Raw genomic sequence first — 22,545 nt, 5'->3', positions numbered from 1 at the left:
GTAAATAAGCGATATTGTAACGTATTGAATACGGTGGTGACACTTTCCCTTATTGTGATTTTTTCCTATGGCTGGGGGCGCAATTTTATGTGGCTTCGTTATAATGGCGCCTTTACAACTCGGTTAATGAATAGAGAGAAGAACTATGCGCCCAAGCGGAAGAGCGGTCGACCAATTACGTCCATTGAAAATCACACGTAACTTTACCAAACACGCAGAAGGATCTGTGCTTATTGAGTGCGGTGACACTAAGGTGATTTGTACGGCGACGGTTGTTCCTGGTGTACCGCGTTTTTTGAGAGGCAAAGGCCAAGGTTGGATTACGGCTGAGTACGGCATGTTGCCCCGTTCTACTGGCAGTCGAATGGATCGTGAAGCGGCGCGTGGTAAGCAAGGTGGTCGTACGGTTGAAATTCAGCGTTTGATCGGTCGTTCTTTACGTGCGGCTGTGGATCTTAAAAAGTTGGGCGAGCATACCATCACGATTGACTGTGATGTGATTCAGGCAGATGGCGGTACTCGTACGGCGTCTATCACGGGTGGTTTTGTGGCCTTGGCAGATGCGATGCGTACTTTGGTTGAGAACAAGAAGATCAAAGCGAATCCAATCGTTTCTCAAATCGCGGCGATTTCTGTAGGCGTTTACAAAGGTGAGCCAGTATTGGATTTGGATTACCCAGAAGATTCCAATGCTGAAACAGACATGAATGTGATCATGAATGACAAAGGTGGTTTCATCGAGATCCAAGGCACTGCAGAAGGCGAAGCATTCAGTGACGAGCACATGATGGGCATGCTGGCTGTGGCACGTAAAGGCATTGCCGAAATCATTGAAGCACAACGTGCGGCTTTGTTTGAAAAGTAAGAAAGAGCATTAACTGATTAGATTATATAGAAAATCTAGCTTCGGCTAGATTTTTTTTGCCTGTTGGTTTGCTTTTTGCTTATGAAGGAATATTAAATCAAACGACTTTTCTGAGGTATGCTAGATTTAAGTAGGGTGGCGAGTTACTTCTACAAAAAATAAATGGAGTACTATGACAGCACATCGAAAAAGCCTTTTCTATAGTCAAATTAAAAAGGCCTTGTTGTTTCTATGTTTGATAATTTTAGCGATTAGCGGGTTATCCATAGGAAGCGATTGGCAAAAGCGAAAAGTTGCCTTGCAGAAGCAGATTTTGTCTTCCCTGTCCAGTGTTGAGTACTTTGCGTCTGAAGCTGTGATGTCTTCCGATGTCACTGCGGCTGAAAATGTTCTAAAAGGATTAATGTCCCATAGCGGATATTATGAAACCAAACTAGAAAACGTGGAAGGCAAAATTTTAGCCAGTACTTATCGTCCGTTGGCTGAGGTTTCTACTCGTTGGATATCCGATGCGCTCCTAAGAGGTCTACCAAAAGTTTTTACCATGGATTTGATTGTTGATGATTACTCGGTGGGTCGGTTGGTGGTGCATGTTGATACAGCAGAGCTCGTAAGTGGCTTTGTACGGCGCAATATTCATGGCTCTTTAGTGGCATTTTGTTCGGCTATTTTACTGGGCGGAATTATCTTTCTATTAGTGTATTTTCAACTTTCCCGTCCTTTATTCCGTTTAACTAATCAGCTTAGCGTGCTGGATGAAGCTGAAGTTGAGCCAGAACACTTCCAGTTTAAAGAAGCTGCTCGAGAAGATGAGTTGGGGTTTTTGGCGCAAACTATAACGGCTTTGTGGCATAAGCGGCGAAAAGTGGAAGTAGAGCTGGAGAAAAGCGAGGCGTATTTTAAAGCGGTTGTGCAGCAATCCTGTGAATCTATGTTGCTTACTGACTTGAAGGGCAGGATTTTAGACACTAATGAGCAAGCTTCTCATTTATTAGGTTACGACACAGACACATTGCTCACGCTTAATATTCAAGACATTGATCCAAAGCAGACGCCAGATTTGCTTAAGCAATGGTCTGAATCCTCAACCGAAGAAGCAAGCACTTATGAAGCCGATTACTTTAGACAGAATGGAGAGTGCTTCCCGGTTGAAGTGTGTGGCAACATTATTATTTTGGATCAAGAAGAGTGCTTTTTAGCGTCTTTTAGGGACATTACACTACGTCGAAAAAGCGAAGAGAAGGTAAAGTTTTTAGCCTATTACGATACGTTGACCAGCTTGCCAAATCGCCGATTTCTGAATCAGAACTTAGAAGCAGTGATTATCGATGCGCGTACAAAAGGCCATATTGGCGGCTTAATGTTTCTCGACTTAGATCGCTTTAAGAGCATTAATGATTCTATGGGACATCATGTTGGAGACTCGCTCTTAGAGGAAGTTGCCAAGCGTATTGTTTCCTCTCTAACCGAGCCTGAAATAGCAGTACGAATTGGCGGAGACGAGTTTGTTCTTTTACTTCCTGTTTTGGGGCAAAGCTATGGAGAAGCCCAGCATAAAGTTTCGCAGCTGGCAGAAACCTTACTCTTTAAATTGTCGCAGATATTCCATCTAGACGAAACCGATGTGTTTATTTCAGCGAGTATTGGTATCAGTTTGTTTCCTGCTGAAAATGAAAACGATACACACATACTGCGTCAAGCTGATACCGCCATGTACGACGCCAAGGTAAAAGGGCGCAATCAGTACTGCTTTTATCGACAAGAAATGCAACAGGAAGTGGCTGAAAAACTGGCGCTTGAAAAAGCATTACTCGGAGCGATTAGTAAAAATGAGTTCTATTTGGTGTATCAGCCGCAGGTTAACTCAAATGGGCAATTGATCGGCTTCGAGACGCTTTTACGTTGGTTTAATGATGAACTTGGGCAAGTGTCACCAAGTCGCTTTATTCCTGTCGCAGAAGAAACCGGTGCGATTGATGAAATCGGTAGTTGGGTTTTAGATCGCGCTTGCCAGCAATTGAAAATATGGCAGGAACAAGGTTTACCGCCGTTGTTTGAAAGCATTGCGATTAATATCAGCCCTTATCAATTCGCCAAAGAAAGCTTTGTTGATACGGTAAGCAGCATCATCAAGAAACACCAGATCGATGCCAGCTTGTTGGATCTCGAAATCACTGAAGGCATGCTGGTGGAAAATATGTCTTCTGTGACGGAAAAAATGAGGCAGCTCAAGGCACTGAATATTCGTTTCTCTATCGATGATTTCGGCACGGGTTATTCGTCATTGCGTTATATTCAGCATTTCCCTCTTACTCAATTGAAAATCGATCAATCTTTCGTCCGAGACCTCACAGGTAGCAGCAGTAACTGCTCCATTATTAATACCATCGTTTCTATGGCGTCTCACATGCAGTTATCTGTTCTGGCAGAAGGCGTGGAAAGTTTGGAAGAGAAAGTCCTGCTCGATCAAACAGGTTGCTCTCGTTATCAAGGTTATTATTTCTCCGTTCCTCTTAAAGAAGACGCTGTAAGTCAGTGCTTAGGTGCGGATATTCGCTTCCCTTTAACGAGTTTATAGTTCGACTCTGTGGCGCTAAATGTCAGTCATTGTGATTGTATTTGAGTCGGAACGCGGCAAACGAACGAGTACTTGGTAGAAAGTCTCAGATCATGAATTGTTGTATACCGTGCAGTTAGAGCCTGAAAAGTTACCCACGCGTTTAACTTTCTTCTAGACATAAAAATCCCCCAACAGAGCGTCCTCTGTTGGGGGATTTTTATGAGCGAAATGCTCGTTTACTATTAACGCTTAACAGCACCTGTAGGAGCAAATTTCGCGCCATCAAGTGGGTAGTTAGTTTTGATGTATTCCACCAAAAGGTCTGCATCAACATAACCTGAGTTTACATAGTTAGGGTGATCGACCACTTTAGGGTAACCATCGCCACCTGTTGCTACATAGCTGTTGATCGCAATGCGGTAAGTTTTAGCTGCTTCTAGTGGGCTTCCACCAACAAGGATGTCTGTCGCTTTTCCGTCTTTCAATGTGAGTGAAACACCACTGAATTGAGCGAATGCTCCTGTGCCAGCTTGTTTAGCTGCAACGGCAGAAAGGTAATCCGTTAATTCAACTGCTGTGAAATCAACATAAGAAACCATGTTGCCGAAAGGTTGTACCTGCAGAACACTCTTATAAGTGATGATACCTTTTGGCATATCGTCACGGATACCACCAGAGTTCATGATGCCGATATCAGCGTTCACTTTTTCCTGCATTGCAACGGCAATCAAGTTACCTAGGTTGGTTTCTTGGTTACGAACAATGCTACGCTCACCAATGAAATCTGCGTTAGCGAAGCCAATTTCTACGTTAAGCTCTTCCTGACCTTTTTCTTGGAAAGGCGTTAGCATTTTTAGCATTTCAGCGTCTTGTGCGATTTCGTCTTGAATATAAACGCGAACTGAGTTGCCTTCAGCATCTTTTACTTTTTTCTTCAAGTTCACTGGAATCAGTTCGTAAGTAGAATCTACGATGTCACCATTTTTGTAGACGAAGTCTAAACGGCCAACATATTTACCCCATTCGTGTGCTTGTAAAATAAGCGTGCCATTTTGCTCATCAGGTTCGAACAATGGGTTTTGAGAGTGACCACCAACAACCACATCAATACCAGGAACAGCACGGGCTAGCGCAACATCACCAGGCGCGTTACCACCGTGGTTGCCATTTGCATAGTGACCCATATGTGTTACCGCAATAACAAGGTCTGCTTTTTTGCGTAGTTCAGGAACCAATGTTGAAGCTACTTCGATTGGAGATTCAATTTTGATGCCTTCTAGGTATTCTGGATTACCTAGTTTTACTGTGTCGTCTGTTGTGAAACCAACAACCGCTACTTTTAGGTCGTCTACTTGGAAAATCTTGTAAGCATCAAATAATGGCTTACCTGTTTTTTCATCAAGAATGTTTGCCGATAGGAAAGGGAAACCAGCCCATTCTTGCTGTTGTTTAAGAACAGAAAGAGGGTTGTCGAATTCGTGGTTACCCAATGCCATTGCATCGTACTTAAGCATGTTCATGCCGCGGAAATCTGGCTCTGCGTCTTGAAGGTCAGACTCAGGTACACCTGTGTTAATGTCGCCACCAGAAAGTAATAAAGAGCTGCCATCATTTAATGCAACTTCTTCACGAATGTTATCGATCAAGGTTTTACGAGCAGCCATGCCGTATTCGCCTTTGCTGTTTTGCCAGAAACGACCGTGGTGGTCATTGGTGTGCAAAATTGTCACACGGTATTCTTTGTCTTCTTCCCAGCCTTGTTGAGGTCCCATGACCGAACAAGCTGTAACAGACAGGGCAACGCCCGTTAGTGCAAGGTTAGTGATAAAACGCTTTGTTACTTTCATATTTAGGGTTCCTTATCGTATCTAAAAATCGATAACTTTTTGTTTAGCCTGTTCCATAGCGGCATTTTCACAGTCATGTAAACGGCAGTTGTATAGAAATGTATCTTATATTTGTTACAAGTTCGAGAGACTGTGCATAAATTTTGACCATTTGTGCAGTAATATATGCTTTTTTGAGTAAAAAAATGCCTGTTTACAACATGATTGTCATAAACAGGCATCTTTTGTTTTGATTTAAAGTGTCGTAAAAGTGCTTTTATAAAAGCGCGCCTTAATCACTTATCAAGGCGCTGTCCTGTGCTCTGGTCGAACACAACCGCTTTAGACGTATCGAACATCATTTTGATAATGGTACCAGCTTCGGCAGGGTACATAGGATTAGAGCGGCAGTTAATTTCAGCGCCACTGACACGAGTCAAAATCATAGTATCGGCGCCCATAGGTTCTGTAACCTCCACTTCGATCTCTGTTGTCGTCACAAAAAGTTGACCTTCCTTGTGTGGCTGAGGCTCGGTAATCATTTCTGGGCGTAACCCCAATAAAACCGTTTTGCCGACATAATCTTCCAATGCTTCGGCTTTTGGAAATGGCAAAGCCACATTTGATGTGGTGGCCAGTTCTAACATTGGCTTTCCGTCTTGAGAGATGACTTTGGCAGGAATAAAGTTCATCGCAGGTGACCCCATGAAGCCGGCAACAAACAAGTTAACAGGGTTATCGTAAATTTCCTGCGGTGTGCCTAATTGCTGAACTTCACCGTCTTTCATAACCGCAATACGATCGGCCAAGGTCATGGCTTCGATTTGATCATGGGTGACATAAACGATGGTTGTACCAAGTTTTTGATGAAGCTTTTTGATCTCTGTGCGCATCTCGACGCGTAATTTGGCATCAAGATTGGAAAGTGGTTCGTCAAATAAATAAAGCTGAGGACGGCGAGCTAAAGCGCGCCCCATGGCAACACGCTGGCGCTGACCACCAGATAATTGCGCTGGTTTACGATTTAGAAGATGGCTTATTTGCAGCATTTCAGTAACGCGTTGTACTTCTGCTTGGCGTTCTTCTTTTGGTACTTTGCGCATTTCCAAGCCAAATGAGATGTTTTGCTCGACCGTCATGTTTGGGTACAAGGCATAAGATTGAAACACCATGGCGATGTCACGATCTTTTGGCGTTGTATAAGTCACATCTTTATCGGCGATTAAAATGCGACCTTCTGTTACATCTTCAAGCCCTGCGATTGAGTTCATCAAGGTGGATTTACCACAACCTGATGGACCGACGAGAATCAAGAACTCTCCGGTTTTAATAGAGATATTGATGCCTTGCAAAATCTCTGTGTCGCCGTAGCTTTTTTTAACATTTTCAATGACGAGGTTTGCCATGTTATTACTCCAAATTTTGTCTTTGGCTTACGCTGTGGAAGTGAAAAGGCGTAAGCACTTATTATTCTTATTCGTTGGTGGAATTAACCTTTCACTGCGCCTGCTGTTAAGCCACGGACAAAGTACTTTCCTGCAAAGATGTAAACGAGCAAGGTTGGTAGTGCGGCGATAATGGCAGCGGCCATGTCCACGTTATATTCCTTGCCACCAAAGCTAGTGTTCACCAAGTTATTCAACGCGACGGTGACAGGCTGAGTTTCAAACCCAGAGAAAGCCACACCAAATAAGAAATCGTTCCAGATTTGCGTGAACTGCCAAATCACAGTGACGACAATAATTGGCGTCGAGATAGGCAAAATAATGCGATAGAAAATAGTGAAGAAGCCTGCGCCATCCAGACGAGCGGCTTTGATTAATTCGCCCGGAATGGATTGATAGAAGTTACGGAAAAACAGTGTCGTAAAGGCTACACCGTAAACCACATGAACAAATACTAAGCCGGTTGTTGTGTTTGCAATTCCTAACCAACCTAATGTGCGTGCCATTGGTAGCAGAATAACTTGAAAAGGAATGAAGCAACCAATTAATAAAGCAGCAAAGAACAAGTCGCTACCACGGAATTTCCAAAGGGAAATCACGTAACCATTGATCGCACCCAGTAAAGTTGAAATCAATACTGCTGGAATAACGATTTGGAACGAGTTCAAGAAATAAGGAGAAATACCGCCACAACTGCTACCAGTACAAGCACCAGACCAAGCTTTTACCCAAGAGTCGAAGTTCAAGGAACTTGGCAAGGAAAGTAAGGTGCCAGTGCGAATTTCTTCCACGTCTTTTAATGAAGTGATTAACATGACGATAAAAGGTACGAGATAGAAAGCTGCCACCGTGATTAATACTGTGTACAAGGCGACACGTAATGCTTTATCCAGAGCCGATGTTTTACGGCCAATAGGTTTTATATTCACAGAATTAACCTTACTCATGGCGTTCACCTCGTAATTCTGAGTACAAATAAGGAATCAATATCGCTAATACGCATCCGAGCATCACCATTGCCGAGGCTGAGCCTAAGCCCACTTGGCTACGAGTAAAGGTGTGCGCGTACATAAAGTTAGCCGGTAAATCGGAGGAGTAACCTGGGCCGCCATTGGTGAGCGCAGCGACCAAATCGAAGCTCTTAATGGCAATATGCGACAGAATCACCAAAGCACTGAAGAAGACAGGTTTCAGTGATGGCAAAATAATTCGGCGATAGGTCGTAAAGATACTCGCACCATCAAGGTGAGCAGCTTTAATTAAGTCGCCATCTACACCGCGTAATCCCGCAAGGAATAGCGCCATGACAAAACCAGAGGCTTGCCAAACCGCTGCGATAACCAAGCAGTAAATCACCATGTCGGGATCTGCAAGCCAGTTAAATTTGAAATCTTCGAAGCCCAAATCCACCATCATTTTTTCGATGCCATTGGTTGGGTTTAATAGCCATTTCCATGCCGTACCCGTCACGATGAAGGAAATTGCCATTGGGTAAAGGTAAATGGTTCGAATAGCACCTTCGGCACGAATTTTTTGATCGAGAAAAATGGCTAATACAACGCCAAGAAACAAACAAATGATAATAAACAAACCGCCGAAGACACCCAGGTTGGTCAGTGCCACTATCCAGCGGTCGTTGTTGAATAAACGCTCGTATTGATCGAAACCGACGAATTTATAAGACGGCAACATACGAGAGTTGGTGAAAGAAAGAATGGCAGTCCAAATCATATAACCGTACATGCAGACTAGGGTGATTATCACCGTCGGTGCCATGACAATTTTCGGCATCCAGTCCGCTAAGCTTAGGCGCGCAGGGCGTCCTGACCTAGTCTGATTCGGCTCAGAATGGGTGGCTTTACTATTCATAATCGATGCTTCACTACAGGGAGAAACGAGGAGGCTGGCGAGAGGGCCAGCCTCATGAGCTTACTGCAAGCTAATGTTGCAGGTTTCGAGTTACATGCTTGCTTTTATTGCGCGAGCTAGCTTGTCTACGGCTTCTTCAGATGTCATGGACTCATCGTTGAAGAAGTTCGTCACAACGTCAAAGATGGCGCCTTGAACCATAGAGTTTACAGCCATGCCGTGCGCCATACTTGGCACCAAATTGCCAGTCGCAGAGCTTGCTAAGAAAGAATCCATTGCTGAATGAGCGCAAGTATCGAACTTATCGCGAGGCATGTTTAAGCGAGTCGGGATGGAGCCTTTGTTCAAGTTGAAGGTTTCTTGGAACTTAGGTTCAAGAATCAAACGAGCAAGGTCTTTTTGAGCGGCTTGCTTTTCTTTTCCATCAACCTGAAACATAGCCAGTGAATCTATGTTAAAGGTGAAGGCGTCGCTGGTGCCTGGTGCTGGGAAACAGACATAGTCGATGCCTGCTTTTTTGCCTGCAGCCGTAAATTCGCCTTTCGCCCAATCGCCCATGATTTGGATGGCTGCATCACCGTTGATTACCATTGATGTTGCAATGTTCCAATCACGGCCAGAGAAACCTGGGTCAACGAATTCACGCATTTGCTTAAAGGTATCAAACACATTGACCATGTCTTTGCTGCGTAAAGTGTCTTCTGTCAAATCAATGAAAGCATCGCGGTAGAACTTAGAGCCTTTGGAAAGAGCAATAGCTTCAAAAAGCGTTGCGTCTTGCCAAGCTTGGCCACCGTGAGCCAGTGGAGTGAAACCAGCGGCTTTGATTTTCTTCGCTTCAACGATAAATTGTTCCCAAGAGGTTGGGATAGACGCGCCAGACTTGCGGAAGACTTCAGGGTTTGCCCACATCCAGTTTACGCGGTGAACGTTGACAGGCGCAGCAACATAATGACCGTCGTATTTCATGGTGTCGCTTACAACACGAGGCAATACTTGATCCCATTGGCTTGCTTTAGCAACATCATCAAGGTTGGTTAGGAAACCGAGGTCGCCCCACTCTTGAATAGTTGGACCTTTGATTTGAGCAGCAGAAGGAGGGTTGCCAGCAATAGCGCGGGATTTAAGAACTGTCATTGCGGATTCACCGCCACCACCTGCGACTGCGAAGTCTTTCCAAGTGTGGCCTGCATCCACCATTTCTTCTTTAAGTACATTGATCGCAGCAGCTTCGCCACCAGATGTCCACCAATGTAGAACTTCTACTTCACCTGCGTGACCTGTTGACGCAGCGATAGAAAGGGCAACAGCGCTTAAACCGAAAGCAATTTTTTTCATGATAGTGACCTTTTTTATTGTTATGTCGTCTAGCCAATGACATAGAGTGCATTGACGTTGCGTTAATCATTTCGATGCAGCAAGTTGAATATCAACATAAGCATACAGTCGAGTTACAGAATTTAGCAAAGGATTGATTGGTACGGGGTAAAGTAGAGCAACCTATTGTAACGAAGTCTTGCATTGGTTGTATTCATGCAAGACTTTACAAAAGAACCTTAATGGCGAGGCAGCTTGATGGTGGCTTCTAAACCTTGTTGAGGGTGATTGCTTAAGGTGACTTCACCGCCGTGAGCGCGAGCAATGTTGCGTGCGATGCTCAGTCCTAATCCCATGCCGCCAGGGTGACCGGAATGGTCGGGCGTGAGGCGCGTATAAGGCTGGAAAACCTTATCTATCTTGTCGCTCGGGATGCCGGGTCCTTGGTCACAAATTCGGATACACACTTCATCTTCGTTATCTTCAATGAATACCGTGGCGGTTTTTCCGTAATACAAGGCATTATCCACGAGGTTGCCTAAGCAGCGTTTAATTGCCAGAGGCTTGCCGATGAAGGTGTGTTCCAATTCGCCAATAACGGTGAGCCTTTCTCCGTTAATATTGACTGCATATTGCATGTCTTTCAGCATTCTCGAAATATTTACTTCGATGCGGTTTTCATGAATATCCGTTTCTTTTACGCTTTGCAGCGCCCCTTTTACCAGCATATCCAAATCTTCTAAATCACGAATCATGGCTTCTCGGACGGTATCGTCATCGAGCATTTCGGCTCGCAGATGTAAACGCGTGATAGGCGTTTTGAGATCGTGGGAAATAGACGCAAATAACCTTTCTCGGTCGTTTAAATAGCGCTGAATACGTCGCTGCATGTCATTAAAGGCTTTCGCAGTATTGCGTACTTCCACACTGCCGACTTCTTGGATAGGCTCAGAATCCCCTTGTCCAAAACGCTCGGCCGCACGAGCTAAAGACGCCAATGGACGAGTGACGCGACGTAAAATCAGAATGCTCAGCAATAACACCGTGATGACAGACATGGCCATAGAAAACAGGCGTTCGCCACTCAGGGCAGACGTACCATCGAGAAAATAAGGGTCGGGCATTAAGCTGGCAAGATACAACCAATCCGTTTCATTGATGGGAATTTGAATCACAATAATCGGCGGCGTAAGCGGTTTGACCAATAAACTGTGATGTCCCCATCGTTCAGGTAAATCCGCAAGGCGAGTGTGATTGTTGATAACGTGCAAATCGCTTGGGCTCGAAAAGGCGATTTGCGCATTTTGAATACCAAGTTGTTTGATCAAGGTAGATTGAACTTCGTTTTTCACAATGTCTTTAAGTGGTGAGTCTGGAATCGGATTAATTAAGATTTCTTCTTTGTTTAGGGTGACAAAGAAGCGAGTTCCACCCATGTCTTGCAGCTGATCAATAACAATATGACGATAGTTGGTGGGTAACGATTTAAAGTAACTGACGGTTGCCGCGATACGAAACGCCATGTGCTTGGACACTTCTCGGACATTTTCTTCAGTGTCGGACTCTAATTGACGTAACCAAATGGTGGAGCTAATGAATTGCGCGCTGGCCACACCTAATGCCATGATGATGAGAAGTTGGCCAGTTAATGACTGCGACCAGCGCTTTATGCGCGAAATTTGGCTTTCTGGCCCGTTAGCTGACATGGTTAATGGCTTCAACATCAGACGTTAAAATATAACCTTGGCCACGAACAGTTTTAATTAATTGCGGGTGGCGCGCGTCTTCTCGTAAACGCTGGCGTAGTCGGCTGACATGAACATCAATAAAACGGTCGAGTGGGGCGCTGTCTCTTCCTCGGGTATTTTCCGCGATGTGTTCTCGTGTCAGCACTTCTCCCGGATGGCTTAAAAACAACATGAGCAAGTTGTAATCCGCACCAGATAAGGACTCTTTTTCATCATCTATATGCAATTCTCTGGAAATCGTGTCCACCGTGAAGTGGGCGAAATGATAAAAGCGATGAGCAACAGAAGGAGCTTCAATGATCTCCGTGTGTTCCATGCGTCTAAGAATGGCTTTGATTCTGGCCAATAATTCGCGAGGGTTAAAAGGCTTGGCAAGATAGTCGTCTGCGCCAATTTCCAAACCAATAATGCGGTCGGTTTCATCGGAGTTTGCTGTCAGCATAATCACAGGAACTTGGGATTGTGTGCGCAGTGAATGACATACAGAAAAACCATCTTGCCCCGGAAGCATTATGTCTAGGATAACCAAATCAATCTGTTGCGACGCTTTGAAGCTCTCTAAAAACGCTTCGCCTGAATCGGCTGTGAATACCGTGAATTGATGTTTCTCTAGGTAAGTCTTGAGCAGAGAGCGAATCTCATCGTCATCGTCCACAACATAGATGCATTTGGATTGGGTCATACGTTTTCTCAAAAAGTTTTAATTATTATGTGTCTTTGAGTCTAGCAATAAAGAAACTGAGGGTGAACCACATGCCTCATAGTTTGCATTACGAAAATGTGGCTCATGGCTTTAAAAAGACACAAAACTTTAAATAAATTAAATTGATTTAAAGCCTCTTGCCCTGCATAATTTTTAGCCTAACCTTATTTATACTTGCACGGCATGTGGCTGTGTACCAAACAGAGAGCAAAACAATGACAACAAAAGTGATGGCATTTGGCGAAGCCTTAATCGATTTCCTATCTAATGGCGCGACTCAGGCCGGAGAGCTTGAATCTTTTACGAAGTTTCCTGGTGGTGCACCAGCTAATGTCGCCGTTGCTGTGGCGCGTTTAGGTGGTAATAGCCATTTTGTTGGGCAAGTAGGCGATGACGCCTTTGGTCAGTTTTTGAAAACATCTTTAGACAGCTACGGCGTGAATACCGACAACATGCTGATGACAACAGAAGCCAAAACCGCTTTGGCGTTTGTTAGCTTGGATCAAACGGGCGAGCGTAGTTTTGAATTCTACCGCAGCCCTTCTGCCGATATCTTATTCCGTGAAGAAGACTTCAACGACGCTTGGTTCACTCAAAGCCAAGGTGTTTTCCACACTTGCTCTAACACATTGACAGACGCTGACATCACTAAAGCAACATTAGCTGGTGTTCGTATGGCGCGTGCGGCGAATTGGATCGTGAGTGTCGATGTGAATCTGCGCACCAACCTTTGGCCAAACGGCCAAGTAAACAGAGAACGTGTCATCGATTGGATGCAAAGTGGTGATGTTGTCAAAGCCAGCTTAGAAGAACTGGAAGTGTTAGCGGAAGACCCATTTGCTCTTATTGATCAATCATTGGCGGCAGGCGTGACATTGTTTGTCTTAACTGACGGCGGTAACGCGATTCGTTTCTACACGGCTGAGCAGGGCGAAAATACAGTTGTCACGCCAACAGTAGAAGTGAAAGACACAACGGCCGCAGGCGATGCGTTTGTTGGTGGCTTGCTTTACAAATTGGCGGCACAAGGTGGTGATCAAGCTTCTTTGGCTGCGTTATCGAATCAAACTTTGGTTGATATCGTGCGTTTCGCGGCCGCATGTGGCGCAGATGCTGTCACCAAACTTGGCGCGTACCCATCTTTACCATCATTGGCAGAAGCGGAAGCACAATTAAGTCGTTTTTAAGATTCGGCGCATGAACAAGCCAATCATTGCGATTAAGTAGTGGTTGGCTTTTTTTATACCCAGTAATCGGATATGTCGGCGCTTGGGTCGAGATGATAAGCGATTTGAGCCTGCAGTAACTCCGCAGATGACAAAGCGTCAGTTAATGCGTGATGCGCTTTGTAACGAGGCAAGCGATAACGCTGACGACAGGCATCTAAACGCAACGAAGGTTGTTTTCCAAAGCGCTGCCACCAAGGTTTATGGATGACTTGGTGTTCAATCCCCATCGTGTCTAGCACCGGAAAATAGAGCGGATAACCGTATATTTTCATGGCGGCTTTTAGAAGGAACTGGCGCTCAATCGACACACAATGCACCACAACGACCTGTTTGCTCATGGCTTCTAAAATTTCATCAAGTATGGCTTTCAGTGGCGGCGCCTGCTCCAATTCTGTGTCCGTAATTTCATGAATGGTGACGGATTCCGCATGCAACAAATGTTCTGGTTTGGCCATCCAATATTGCGCGCCCTTGCAGCGAATGGTTTTGGTACTTAAGGGAATTAAGCCTAAACTGATAATCTCGTCTTTTTCGGAATCCAGCCCTGTTGTTTCCAAATCCAATGCTAACAATGGCGTGTCTTCCAGCTTAGTATTTGAGGGAATTATGCCGGCTTGATAGTAGCGTTTCAAAGGGCCTTCCGGCGCTTCTTCTGCCCACTCTGCAAACAGACTTTTCCAGTCTTGTATTTCGGCTGGTGGTTTCTTCTTAAAAAAAGCCATTTAGCTGCGCTTCCCTGCATAACGGAATTTAATAAATTCTTGCTGTCGGGTAACAATGTTGAAAGCGTCTCTTAGGTGGCGTTTTTCAAAAGAGGAGAGGTTTTCTGGGTTAACGTGATTATTTGGTTTGTCACCGGCTTCGATTTGGTCTTTTTGGTTTTTGATTCGTACCATGCCGATCATTTCCAGCGCTAAGGCTAAATCTTTTGCTCGACCATCAGGCAGCAAACCAGCGGCTTCGATGTCTTCTATGCGTTCTAAAGTGTTCAGCTTGTCACTGCCGCAGGCGAGTGCGTGTACGCGAACAATGTCGATAATCGGGGCGATGCCTCTTTCTTTTAGGTTAAAGGTTCGCGATTGCTTACCTTCGCCGTCTAGAACAAATTGTCTAAAAAAGCCCAAAGGCGGTTTTCTCTGGTTAGCGTTACGAGCCATGAGGGTTAAAAAGCCAGAGTGTTGTTGAGCTTCTTTTCGAATATGCTGATTCAGTTGTTTAGCGAGGGTTTTATCGCCGTAGATTCCTCGTAAATCAAAGAAAATCGACAGGCGTAACAAAGCTTCTGCTTTTGGGTTTTGTATCCAGTCGCTGAAGTTATCTTTCCACACAGATAAAGGTTGGCGCCAGCGAGGGTTAGACGCCATGATATCTCCCGTACAAAGCGTATAGCCGCATTTGTCTAAATTCTGGCACACCCAATCGCTTAAATTCTCGAAGTACTTTCCGTGTCGTTCTTTGTCGTATTTGTCGCTTAGAATAAGCGCGTTGTCTTGGTCTGTATTGATGGTTTGCTCTTCTCTCGCTTGTGAGCCCAAAGCCACGAAGCAATAAGGAACGGGCGCTGGACCAAACTTTTCCTCGCCAAGCTGCAAGAGTCGCTTTACAAAGGCCGTCCCAATATACGACATGGCGTTGCCAATCATTTGAGTATTGGCATCGGCAAGGACAAGTTGCGTGAAGGTGTGAGACATTTTTTGACTGATGGCGCGTAAGCTTTCGATGCTGTTTTGCTTAAAAATATCGCTGATTAAATACACGCTGCCATGGCTTTCTTTTTGAACAATATCGCCAGTACTGACCACACCAATCGGGCGGCCGTTTTTAATAATAGGAATGTGGTGGACGTTTCTTTCCATCATTTTTAGGACGGCTTCGGAGGCATAATCTCGGCTGTCCATGATAATTGGGTCGCGAGTCATAATGGCGGACACCGGCGTTTCATAAGCCAAGCCTTGAGCGACGGCTCTGGTGCGCAAATCTCGGTCAGTAACAATGCCGATCAGCTCGTCATTGTCTGTGATTAATAAGCTAGAGACACGATGTTCGGACATGGTTTGCGCAGCCATACGAATATCAGAATCCATTTGAATACTAATGGGAGGGCGTCTTAGCAGGCTAATCACAGGGCAAGTCATGAGTGAAATGTCTGAGCTTTGGGAATCCATCGCAAGACGCAAGCGAGCTTGACGTTCAAGTTCAAAAAAGTCAGAAAAGTTGTCATTCTCTTCGTAGAACTTAAGGAACCAGCGTGCTGGGATGCGATACAGCAAGCTGTCTTCTATGGTGCGCATTGATTGCGATGACTTCCCGCCACGTAAGATGGAAGCGTAGCCAAAAAGTTCGCCTTCGTTCATGCGTCGAATAAGCTTTTGCTCTTTACTGAGGTTTTCTATCGCACCACTACGAATAAAAAACAGCGTGTCGTTCAATGTATCAGGGGCAATGATGTATTCTCCTGATCGCAGATACTGAATTTCAATTTCTTTAACCATATCATGGAGTTGTAGGTCATCTGCAATGTCATTAAACGGTGCGTGCTGACAAAGTGCTTCGAGTATTTCGGTTAATTCGACGTCCATCAGAAAGCCTTATGAGTTGAGCAATGGAGACACAATAGTCGCAACGCCCATGATGAGGAAAAGCAAGCAAGCCAGCTGACGAGTGCGTTTCGCGTTGATGCAATCCATTATCCAGCGACCAGCAAATACCACAGGTACATTGGCTAGCATCATTCCTACGGTAGAACCGATGAGAACCATCCAAACATTACCATAGTGAGCGCCTAATAAAACCGTCGCTATTTGAGTTTTATCGCCAATTTCGGCGAGGAAAAACAGCATAAAACTTGCACCGAATGCGCCGTATTTCAGTATCTTGTTGTCTTCGATGTTGTCTTTGTCAGGAATGAGTAACCACAAACCAACGGCGATAAAGCTGATGCCAACCACCCAATTCACCGCGCTCATTGGCAACCAATGACTGATTTCCACACCAAGCCAAGTAGAAATCGCATGATTGAGCAGTGTTGCTACTAAAATACCTAGAGCAATCGATATTTTTGATGGGAAGCGTGTTGCGAGGAAGAGCGCTAGGAGTTGGGTTTTATCACCCATCTCAGCAAGAGCAACGGTAGAAATAGAAGTGAGTAACGCATCCATATAAAAAATCCTAGGTGGGCATAAACAAAAGACAATAGACTTGTGCCCACCAGAGCCAAGTTACTGTCTTAAGTCTCATCAATCCTGACTGTTCAAAAAATATAGAATCAGGACTTCTTTGCCACGAGCTTGAGGCTCGATTATGTTGACAAAGGATCTTTGCAAAAAGCAAAGAAGATTACTCCCCTAAGAGGGCGCTGATAATAAAATACTTACTTAGAAAAAACAATGCGAGGGAAGGTTAAGCCCTCACTCGCATTGCTTTAAGTGACATTGATCTTTATTAAACTCGACTATTTATAAAGGTGTATGTCGCTGCGTAAGCCTTTCCACAAACTGATACACATGATGAGCATCAGCAAAGTGAAAGGTAAGCCAATGGTGATTGCTGCAGCCTGAATAGCGCCAAGTGCTTCAGAACCTCCACCAATTAACAAGGCAATGGCGATAACACCTTCAAGAACCGCCCAGAACACGCGCTGGATCATTGGCGCATCTGTTTTACCGCCGGCTGTAATACCGTCGATAACCAAAGAACCAGAGTCAGAAGAGGTGACAAAGAACACCAAGACAAGAACAATGCCCACAAAAGAAGTCAAAGAGGTTAATGGCAAGCTTGCAAACATTTGGAACATCGCCAGTGAAGAATCACTGATGCCGTTTGCCAAAGCGCCTACGCCATTTTCGACTTGGTCCAATGCGGAACCGCCGAAGATAGACATCCAAACCAATGAAACCGCTGTTGGCACAAGTAACACAGCCACAACAAACTCACGCACTGTACGACCACGAGAAACGCGTGCGATAAACATGCCGACAAATGGTGACCAGGAAATCCACCAAGCCCAGTAGAACACAGTCCAGCCGTGGTAGAAGGTTTCGTCTTCACGACCAATCCAGTTACTTAGTGGAATGATGTTTTCAATGTAACCAAGGAAGAAAGAACCCATCGCCGCGAAAATCGCGCCTGTGTTACCAACGATCACAATAAACAAAGCCAATACCGCAGCAATGATCATATTGACGTTAGACAGCAGCTTAACACCGCCTTCCAAACCACGAGCAACCGAAACAATGGCAACGGCCGTTACAGCACAAATAACAAGGATTTGCGTTGTTAGTGTGTTTGGAATACCGAATAAGAAGTTCAGACCACTGGTTGCTTGCTGAGCACCAAAACCAAGTGATGTTGCCAAACCAAAAATAGTCGCGATAACAGAAATAATATCGATCAAGTGACCGATTTTCCCCCAGACTTTTTCACCTAATAAAGGGTAGAACGCAGAACGAATCGTTAGCGGCAAACCTTTGTTGTAAGCGAAGAAAGCAAGAGAAAGACCAACAACTGCATAAATAGCCCAAGGGTGAAGACCCCAATGGAACATGGTTGCACCCATAGCTAAGTCTTTGGCTTCCGGCGTGTTTTTCATGACCTCAAACGGTGTGCCGTACCAGCCTGTGTAATACGCCACAGGTTCTGCGACACTCCAAAACATCAAGCCAATGCCCATGCCGGCGGCAAAAAGCATTGAGAACCAAGTGATGGTCGAGTGTTCAGCGGTTGCTTGCGTTCCACCAAGGCGAATTTTACCAAACGGAAGAGCGATTAACGCTAAGCAGAACAGCACAAAAATGTTGCCAGATACCATGAAGAACCAGTCAAAGTTATTTATAGACCAGCTTTTGGCACTCGATAGAAGTTCGCTTGCGTCATTAGGAAATAAGATGCTTCCGAGGATAAAAGCAAAAATGATAACAGCACTGGTACTGAATACAGGATTCAGTACGTCTAGGCCAAGAAACTGAACGTTGTCTTGTCCTACCTTGTAAGCTGTGTTGTATTCTTTCCGACCATTTTCAGGCACTTTCGTGCTCATAAGTATTCTCCTGAATGAGTGAAATGTTGCTAAACCATGTTCCAAACTGATCAATACAAACTGGCATTCGTACATCGTTATGCCATCTCGTTACGTCATCCTAAAAGAACTCTTATCATTTGATTGTTCTTAATACGACCTGTGTCGGTCTGTTTAAGCTGCTTTAGATAGTTCAAACGCGTGTCGTGAACACAATAAATTGTTATAGGTTTGAGTCGTAAGTAAAACGAGTAGATACATTTCGTATTTTCAATGTGGTTAGCAATGGAACGAAAAAAGGCCATCTATAAGGCCTTTTTTACGAGGTTGCAAAGAGTACAGTAATTTAGTTAGATGTCAAATTATAGTAAGCAAAGTGACGGGACTAAGGAAGGAAGAATTCGAGCAATTCATTAAGGAATAATTTTCCTTTTTCGGTGGTTTTTACTCGGTGCTTTTTCCATTCTTCAGCGTCTAACAAGCCTTGTTTTATGGCGGTTTTACAGGCTCTAATCAACGAATCTGGTAGGGTTTGATAGGTGAAACGCTCATAATCTTTAAGGTCAAAGGTTTCGAACAAGCGTAAGCGATTCATCATAAACTCAAGTGGTAAGTCTTCCTTGGCTATTTCTTCTTTAATGACTAGCGCTTCTGGTAAATTGTTGAGGTAATGATTTGGGTGTCGAGTCTTTCGAGTTCGAAATATTTGACCATTAACTAACGTGATTTTTCCATGAGCGCCTGCACCAATGCCAATGTAATCGCCAAAGCGCCAGTAATTCAAATTGTGTGAGGCACGGCAACCTAGTTTCGAATTCGCAGATACTTCATATTGTTTGTAGCCATGTTGTTGCAGTAATTTTTGACCTGCATCTTGGATATCCCACAAGGTGTTGTCTTCTGGCAAGGTGGGAGGGCGACGATAAAACTCGGTGTTAGGCTCTATTGTCAGCTGATACCAAGAAAGGTGTTCAGGGTTCAAATTTATCGCGATGGATAAATCTTCCATCGCCATGGCTTGGCTTTGTTCTGGCAAACCATGCATCAAATCTATGTTGATATTATCAAACCCAGCGGCTCTGGATTTATCCACAGCGTGAATGGCTTCGTCGCGGTTGTGGATTCTTCCTAGGGTTTTCAACAGGTTTGGCTGGAAACTTTGGATACCAATAGAGAGGCGATTGATGCCCGCTTGGCGAAAATGACGAAACTTTTCTTGTTCAAAAGTTCCTGGATTCGCTTCCATTGTGATTTCTGCATCGTCGACCCAAACAAGCTTTTCCCTGAGAGCGTCCATAAGGCGATAGTAGAAATCTTCGCTCATTAAGCTTGGTGTGCCGCCACCAATAAAAGCACTTTGAATTGGGCGACCTGCAACATAAGGCAAATCTGTGTCTAGATCCGCCAGTAGTTGAGCAAGATAAGCGTCTTCTGGTAATTCGCCATTGTCCGAAAAGCGGTCGGCTTGGTGTGAATTAAAATCACAATAAGGGCACTTTTTGACACACCAAGGTAAATGAATGTATAGGCTTAACGGAGGCAGGCCTTTGTTCACAATACATTGCCTTGCTGAAAGGCTGCGACCAATTGTTTTAAGGCCTTCGCGCGATGGCTGATCTGATTTTTGACTTCTTTTGGTAAGCTGGCAGAACTACAACCGCATTCTGGAACATAGAAAATAGGGTCGTAACCAAAGCCTTCTTGACCTGCGCTCGACTCTAAAATCCGACCTTCCCATGTGCCATGGAATACGAGAGGTGTTGGGTCATTTTCATGGCGCATGTAAGCCAATACGCAGTGAAAACGAGCGGTACGCTCAATGTCTGGCACGCCGTCTAATTTTTCCAGTAATAAAGCATTGTTGGCGGCATTGTTGCCATGTTCGCCAGCAAAACGCGCCGAGTAAATGCCCGGGGCTCCGTTAAGGTAATCGACTTCAATACCGGAGTCGTCTGCCAAGGCTGGCAAGCCTGTTTTCGCGCAAGCGTGGCGCGCTTTTAAAATGGCATTTTCAATAAAGCTCAGACCTGTTTCATCTGCTTCTTCAACTTGAAACTCTCCTTGAGGCTTAACATCAATCCCCATGTTGCTGAGTAGTGCGTTGAATTCTTTGATTTTTCCAGCGTTGTTACTGGCTAAAACAATGGTTTGGCTCATGGGAATACCTTTAAAGCTAATAGAAATGTGTGGTTTAACGGCTGATGTGAAAGATCGCTGTTTCACTGAATAAGTTAGGCATGCTGCGTATCCACCAGTGGTCTTTTAATTGGCCATCTACGGCGGCCCAACGTAAAATTTTGATGTTTTTTTCGCGACATAAACGTTCAAAATCTTGAAAGGTAAAGAAGTGAATGTTTGGAGTGTCGTACCAGTTATAAGGCAAAAACTCAGACACTGGCATGCGACCTTTTATGGCAAGGTGTATGCGGTTACGCCAATGGCCAAAGTTCGGGAACGTAATGATGCACTCTTTGCCGATGCGGAGCATTTCGTCGATCAATAAATCAGGGCGACGGAATTGCTGCAAAGCGTGTGTCATCATTACCACATCAAAGCTTTGGTCGTCGAAATTTTGCAAACCTTCGTCAATGTTTTGCTCTAAAACAGGAATGCCTTTTTCAATACAAGTGTTTAGATCCTTGTCACGGATCTCTAAGCCATAACCACTGACTTGTTTGTTCTGGATTAAATGGTGAAGCAATTCACCCGGGCCACACGCCAAATCTAAAACACGGGTTTTGGGCTGAATCCATTCGTCGATCATTTCTAAATCACTGCGCATTATTTGGCCTCCGTGGTTAGGTTATTGGAAACACGTGTTAGAAACGTATTCAACACGGCCATATAACGAGGAATCGGGAATAAAAAAGCATCGTGACCTTCTGCCGCTTCGATCTTGGCATACGAAACAGGTTTGCCTGCTTTGATTAAGGCGTTGACTATCTCTTCGCTGCGCTCTGGGGCAAAGCGCCAATCCGTTGTGAAAGACACCAGTAAAAATTCACAGCGTGTATGGCTGAGGGCTTTTGCTAAGTCATTATCGGTTTTTGATGCAGGGTCGAAGTAATCCAAGGCTTTTGTCATCAACATATACGTGTTGGCATCAAAGCGTTTAGTGAAGGCTTCGCCTTGGTATCTTAGGTAGCTTTCTACTTCAAATTCGATGTCGTAATTGTACTGATATGTGTCATTACGCATTTGACGACCGAATTTCGCGCCCATGGCGTCATCTGACAAGTAGGTAATGTGTCCTAACATGCGAGCCAAACCTAAACCATTGGTTGGAATGGCCTCGTTGCCAAGATAGTTGCCATCGAAAAACTCAGGATCGCGACGAATAGATTGACGCGCTACTTCATTGAAGGCGATGTTTTGTGTGGACAATTTAGGCGCTGAGGCAATCAGAACGGCTGATTTAAGGCGATCTGGATAACGAATGCTCCATTCCAATACTTGCATGCCACCAAGGCTGCCGCCAATGATCGCAGCAAAGGTTTGAATACCTAATAAATCCGCTAGGCGAGCTTGGCTTTCTACCCAGTCTTCGACAGTAACCATTGGGAAATCGGCTTCCCAGCGTTTTCCCGTGTCTGGGTTGATACTGGTTGGCCCAGTAGAACCACAACAACCGCCTAAGTTATTTAAGGCAATAACAAAGAATTCATTCGTATCAATGGCTTTGTTTGGGCCAATAGCCGAATCCCACCAACCGGGCTTTTTATCATCCATAGAGTGAAAGCCAGCCGCATGATGATCGCCGCTTAATGCATGGCAAATTAGAATCGCGTTGGAAGCGTCTTCATTGAGCGTGCCGTAGGTTTCATAAACAAGCTGGTAACTTGACAAAGTTTGCCCACAGGAAAGGTCCAGTGAGGTTTCAAACTTTGCAATCTGTGGCGTAACAAGTCCTACAGAGTCGGCTGGAATAACGTCCGGCATAGTTTTCGGTAATCCTAATGAAAATGCTCG

General features: G+C 44.7%; 18 protein-coding genes. 3 read left to right on the top strand and 15 right to left on the bottom strand.

All coding sequences use genetic code 11. From position 1 onward, the window contains the following. Positions 1–145 precede the first annotated feature (145 nt). Positions 146–865: a ribonuclease PH gene (gene rph, locus ABFY09_RS07000; protein WP_347983587.1), complete on the top strand. Its 720-nt coding sequence runs from the start codon at positions 146–148 to the stop codon at positions 863–865. Between the two features lie 172 nt (positions 866–1,037). Beyond that, entirely contained in the window at positions 1,038–3,443 is a 2,406-nt protein-coding gene (locus tag ABFY09_RS06995; RefSeq protein WP_347983586.1) for an EAL domain-containing protein, read from the top strand. A 224-nt stretch (positions 3,444–3,667) separates the two neighbouring features. On the opposite strand, the gene ushA is transcribed toward ABFY09_RS06995, so the two are convergent. The 7 genes from ushA to ABFY09_RS06960 all read right to left on the bottom strand — a co-directional run bounded on the left by ushA (position 3,668) and on the right by ABFY09_RS06960 (position 12,312). Next, positions 3,668–5,272, bottom strand: a complete 1,605-nt coding sequence (gene ushA / locus ABFY09_RS06990) for a bifunctional UDP-sugar hydrolase/5'-nucleotidase UshA (RefSeq protein ID WP_347983585.1) — start codon at positions 5,270–5,272, stop codon at positions 3,668–3,670. A 275-nt stretch (positions 5,273–5,547) separates the two neighbouring features. Next, on the bottom strand, positions 5,548–6,657 hold the full coding sequence (locus ABFY09_RS06985) for an ABC transporter ATP-binding protein (RefSeq protein ID WP_347983584.1): 1,110 nt from the start codon (positions 6,655–6,657) through the stop codon (positions 5,548–5,550). Positions 6,658–6,740: 83 nt separating this feature from the next. Beyond that, on the bottom strand, positions 6,741–7,643 hold the full coding sequence (locus ABFY09_RS06980) for a carbohydrate ABC transporter permease (RefSeq protein WP_347983583.1): 903 nt from the start codon (positions 7,641–7,643) through the stop codon (positions 6,741–6,743). Beyond that, on the bottom strand, positions 7,636–8,565 hold the full coding sequence (locus tag ABFY09_RS06975) for a sugar ABC transporter permease (RefSeq protein WP_347983582.1): 930 nt from the start codon (positions 8,563–8,565) through the stop codon (positions 7,636–7,638). The genes ABFY09_RS06980 and ABFY09_RS06975 overlap by 8 nt, the downstream gene beginning before the upstream one ends. Positions 8,566–8,655: 90 nt before the next feature. After that, positions 8,656–9,903, bottom strand: a complete 1,248-nt coding sequence (locus ABFY09_RS06970) for an ABC transporter substrate-binding protein (RefSeq protein ID WP_347983581.1) — start codon at positions 9,901–9,903, stop codon at positions 8,656–8,658. A gap of 218 nt (positions 9,904–10,121) precedes the next feature. Beyond that, positions 10,122–11,588, bottom strand: a complete 1,467-nt coding sequence (locus ABFY09_RS06965; RefSeq protein ID WP_347983580.1) for an ATP-binding protein — start codon at positions 11,586–11,588, stop codon at positions 10,122–10,124. After that, positions 11,578–12,312, bottom strand: a complete 735-nt coding sequence (locus ABFY09_RS06960) for a response regulator transcription factor (RefSeq protein ID WP_347983579.1) — start codon at positions 12,310–12,312, stop codon at positions 11,578–11,580. The genes ABFY09_RS06965 and ABFY09_RS06960 overlap by 11 nt, the downstream gene beginning before the upstream one ends. Positions 12,313–12,548: 236 nt before the next feature. Between ABFY09_RS06960 and ABFY09_RS06955 the strand changes: the two genes are divergently transcribed. Then, positions 12,549–13,520 carry a carbohydrate kinase gene (locus tag ABFY09_RS06955; RefSeq protein ID WP_347983578.1) on the top strand — a complete coding sequence of 324 codons (972 nt, stop codon included), beginning with the start codon at positions 12,549–12,551 and terminating at the stop codon, positions 13,518–13,520. Positions 13,521–13,573: 53 nt separating this feature from the next. On the opposite strand, the gene ABFY09_RS06950 is transcribed toward ABFY09_RS06955, so the two are convergent. From ABFY09_RS06950 to ABFY09_RS06915, 8 genes are all read right to left on the bottom strand, one after another. Then, complete coding sequence (locus ABFY09_RS06950; protein ID WP_347983577.1) at positions 13,574–14,284, bottom strand: 3'-5' exonuclease; 711 nt, start codon at positions 14,282–14,284, stop codon at positions 13,574–13,576. Beyond that, positions 14,285–16,141, bottom strand: a complete 1,857-nt coding sequence (locus ABFY09_RS06945) for a DUF294 nucleotidyltransferase-like domain-containing protein (RefSeq protein ID WP_347983576.1) — start codon at positions 16,139–16,141, stop codon at positions 14,285–14,287. 9 nt (positions 16,142–16,150) lie between these two features. After that, the gene (locus ABFY09_RS06940; protein ID WP_347983575.1) at positions 16,151–16,720 is read right to left on the bottom strand and encodes a TMEM165/GDT1 family protein; all 570 of its coding nucleotides are present in this window, start codon (positions 16,718–16,720) and stop codon (positions 16,151–16,153) included. A 293-nt stretch (positions 16,721–17,013) separates the two neighbouring features. Beyond that, entirely contained in the window at positions 17,014–18,597 is a 1,584-nt protein-coding gene (locus ABFY09_RS06935) for a BCCT family transporter (protein ID WP_347983574.1), read from the bottom strand. A 364-nt stretch (positions 18,598–18,961) separates the two neighbouring features. Further along, entirely contained in the window at positions 18,962–20,131 is a 1,170-nt protein-coding gene (gene hemW / locus ABFY09_RS06930; RefSeq protein WP_347983573.1) for a radical SAM family heme chaperone HemW, read from the bottom strand. After that, entirely contained in the window at positions 20,128–20,733 is a 606-nt protein-coding gene (gene rdgB / locus ABFY09_RS06925) for an RdgB/HAM1 family non-canonical purine NTP pyrophosphatase (protein WP_347983572.1), read from the bottom strand. The genes hemW and rdgB overlap by 4 nt, the downstream gene beginning before the upstream one ends. A gap of 34 nt (positions 20,734–20,767) precedes the next feature. Further along, the gene (gene metW / locus ABFY09_RS06920; protein WP_347983571.1) at positions 20,768–21,358 is read right to left on the bottom strand and encodes a methionine biosynthesis protein MetW; all 591 of its coding nucleotides are present in this window, start codon (positions 21,356–21,358) and stop codon (positions 20,768–20,770) included. Then, positions 21,358–22,515, bottom strand: coding sequence for a homoserine O-acetyltransferase (locus ABFY09_RS06915; protein ID WP_347983570.1), 1,158 nt, complete (start codon positions 22,513–22,515; stop codon positions 21,358–21,360). The genes metW and ABFY09_RS06915 overlap by 1 nt, the downstream gene beginning before the upstream one ends. Positions 22,516–22,545: the final 30 nt, after the last annotated feature.

The sequence above is a fragment of the Marinomonas sp. 5E14-1 genome, assembly GCF_039939215.1.
In the GTDB taxonomy this organism is placed as follows: Bacteria; Pseudomonadota; Gammaproteobacteria; order Pseudomonadales; family Marinomonadaceae; genus Marinomonas.
The sequence above is the reverse complement of the archived record's forward strand: the minus strand, read 5'-3'. Positions and strand labels throughout refer to the sequence as shown.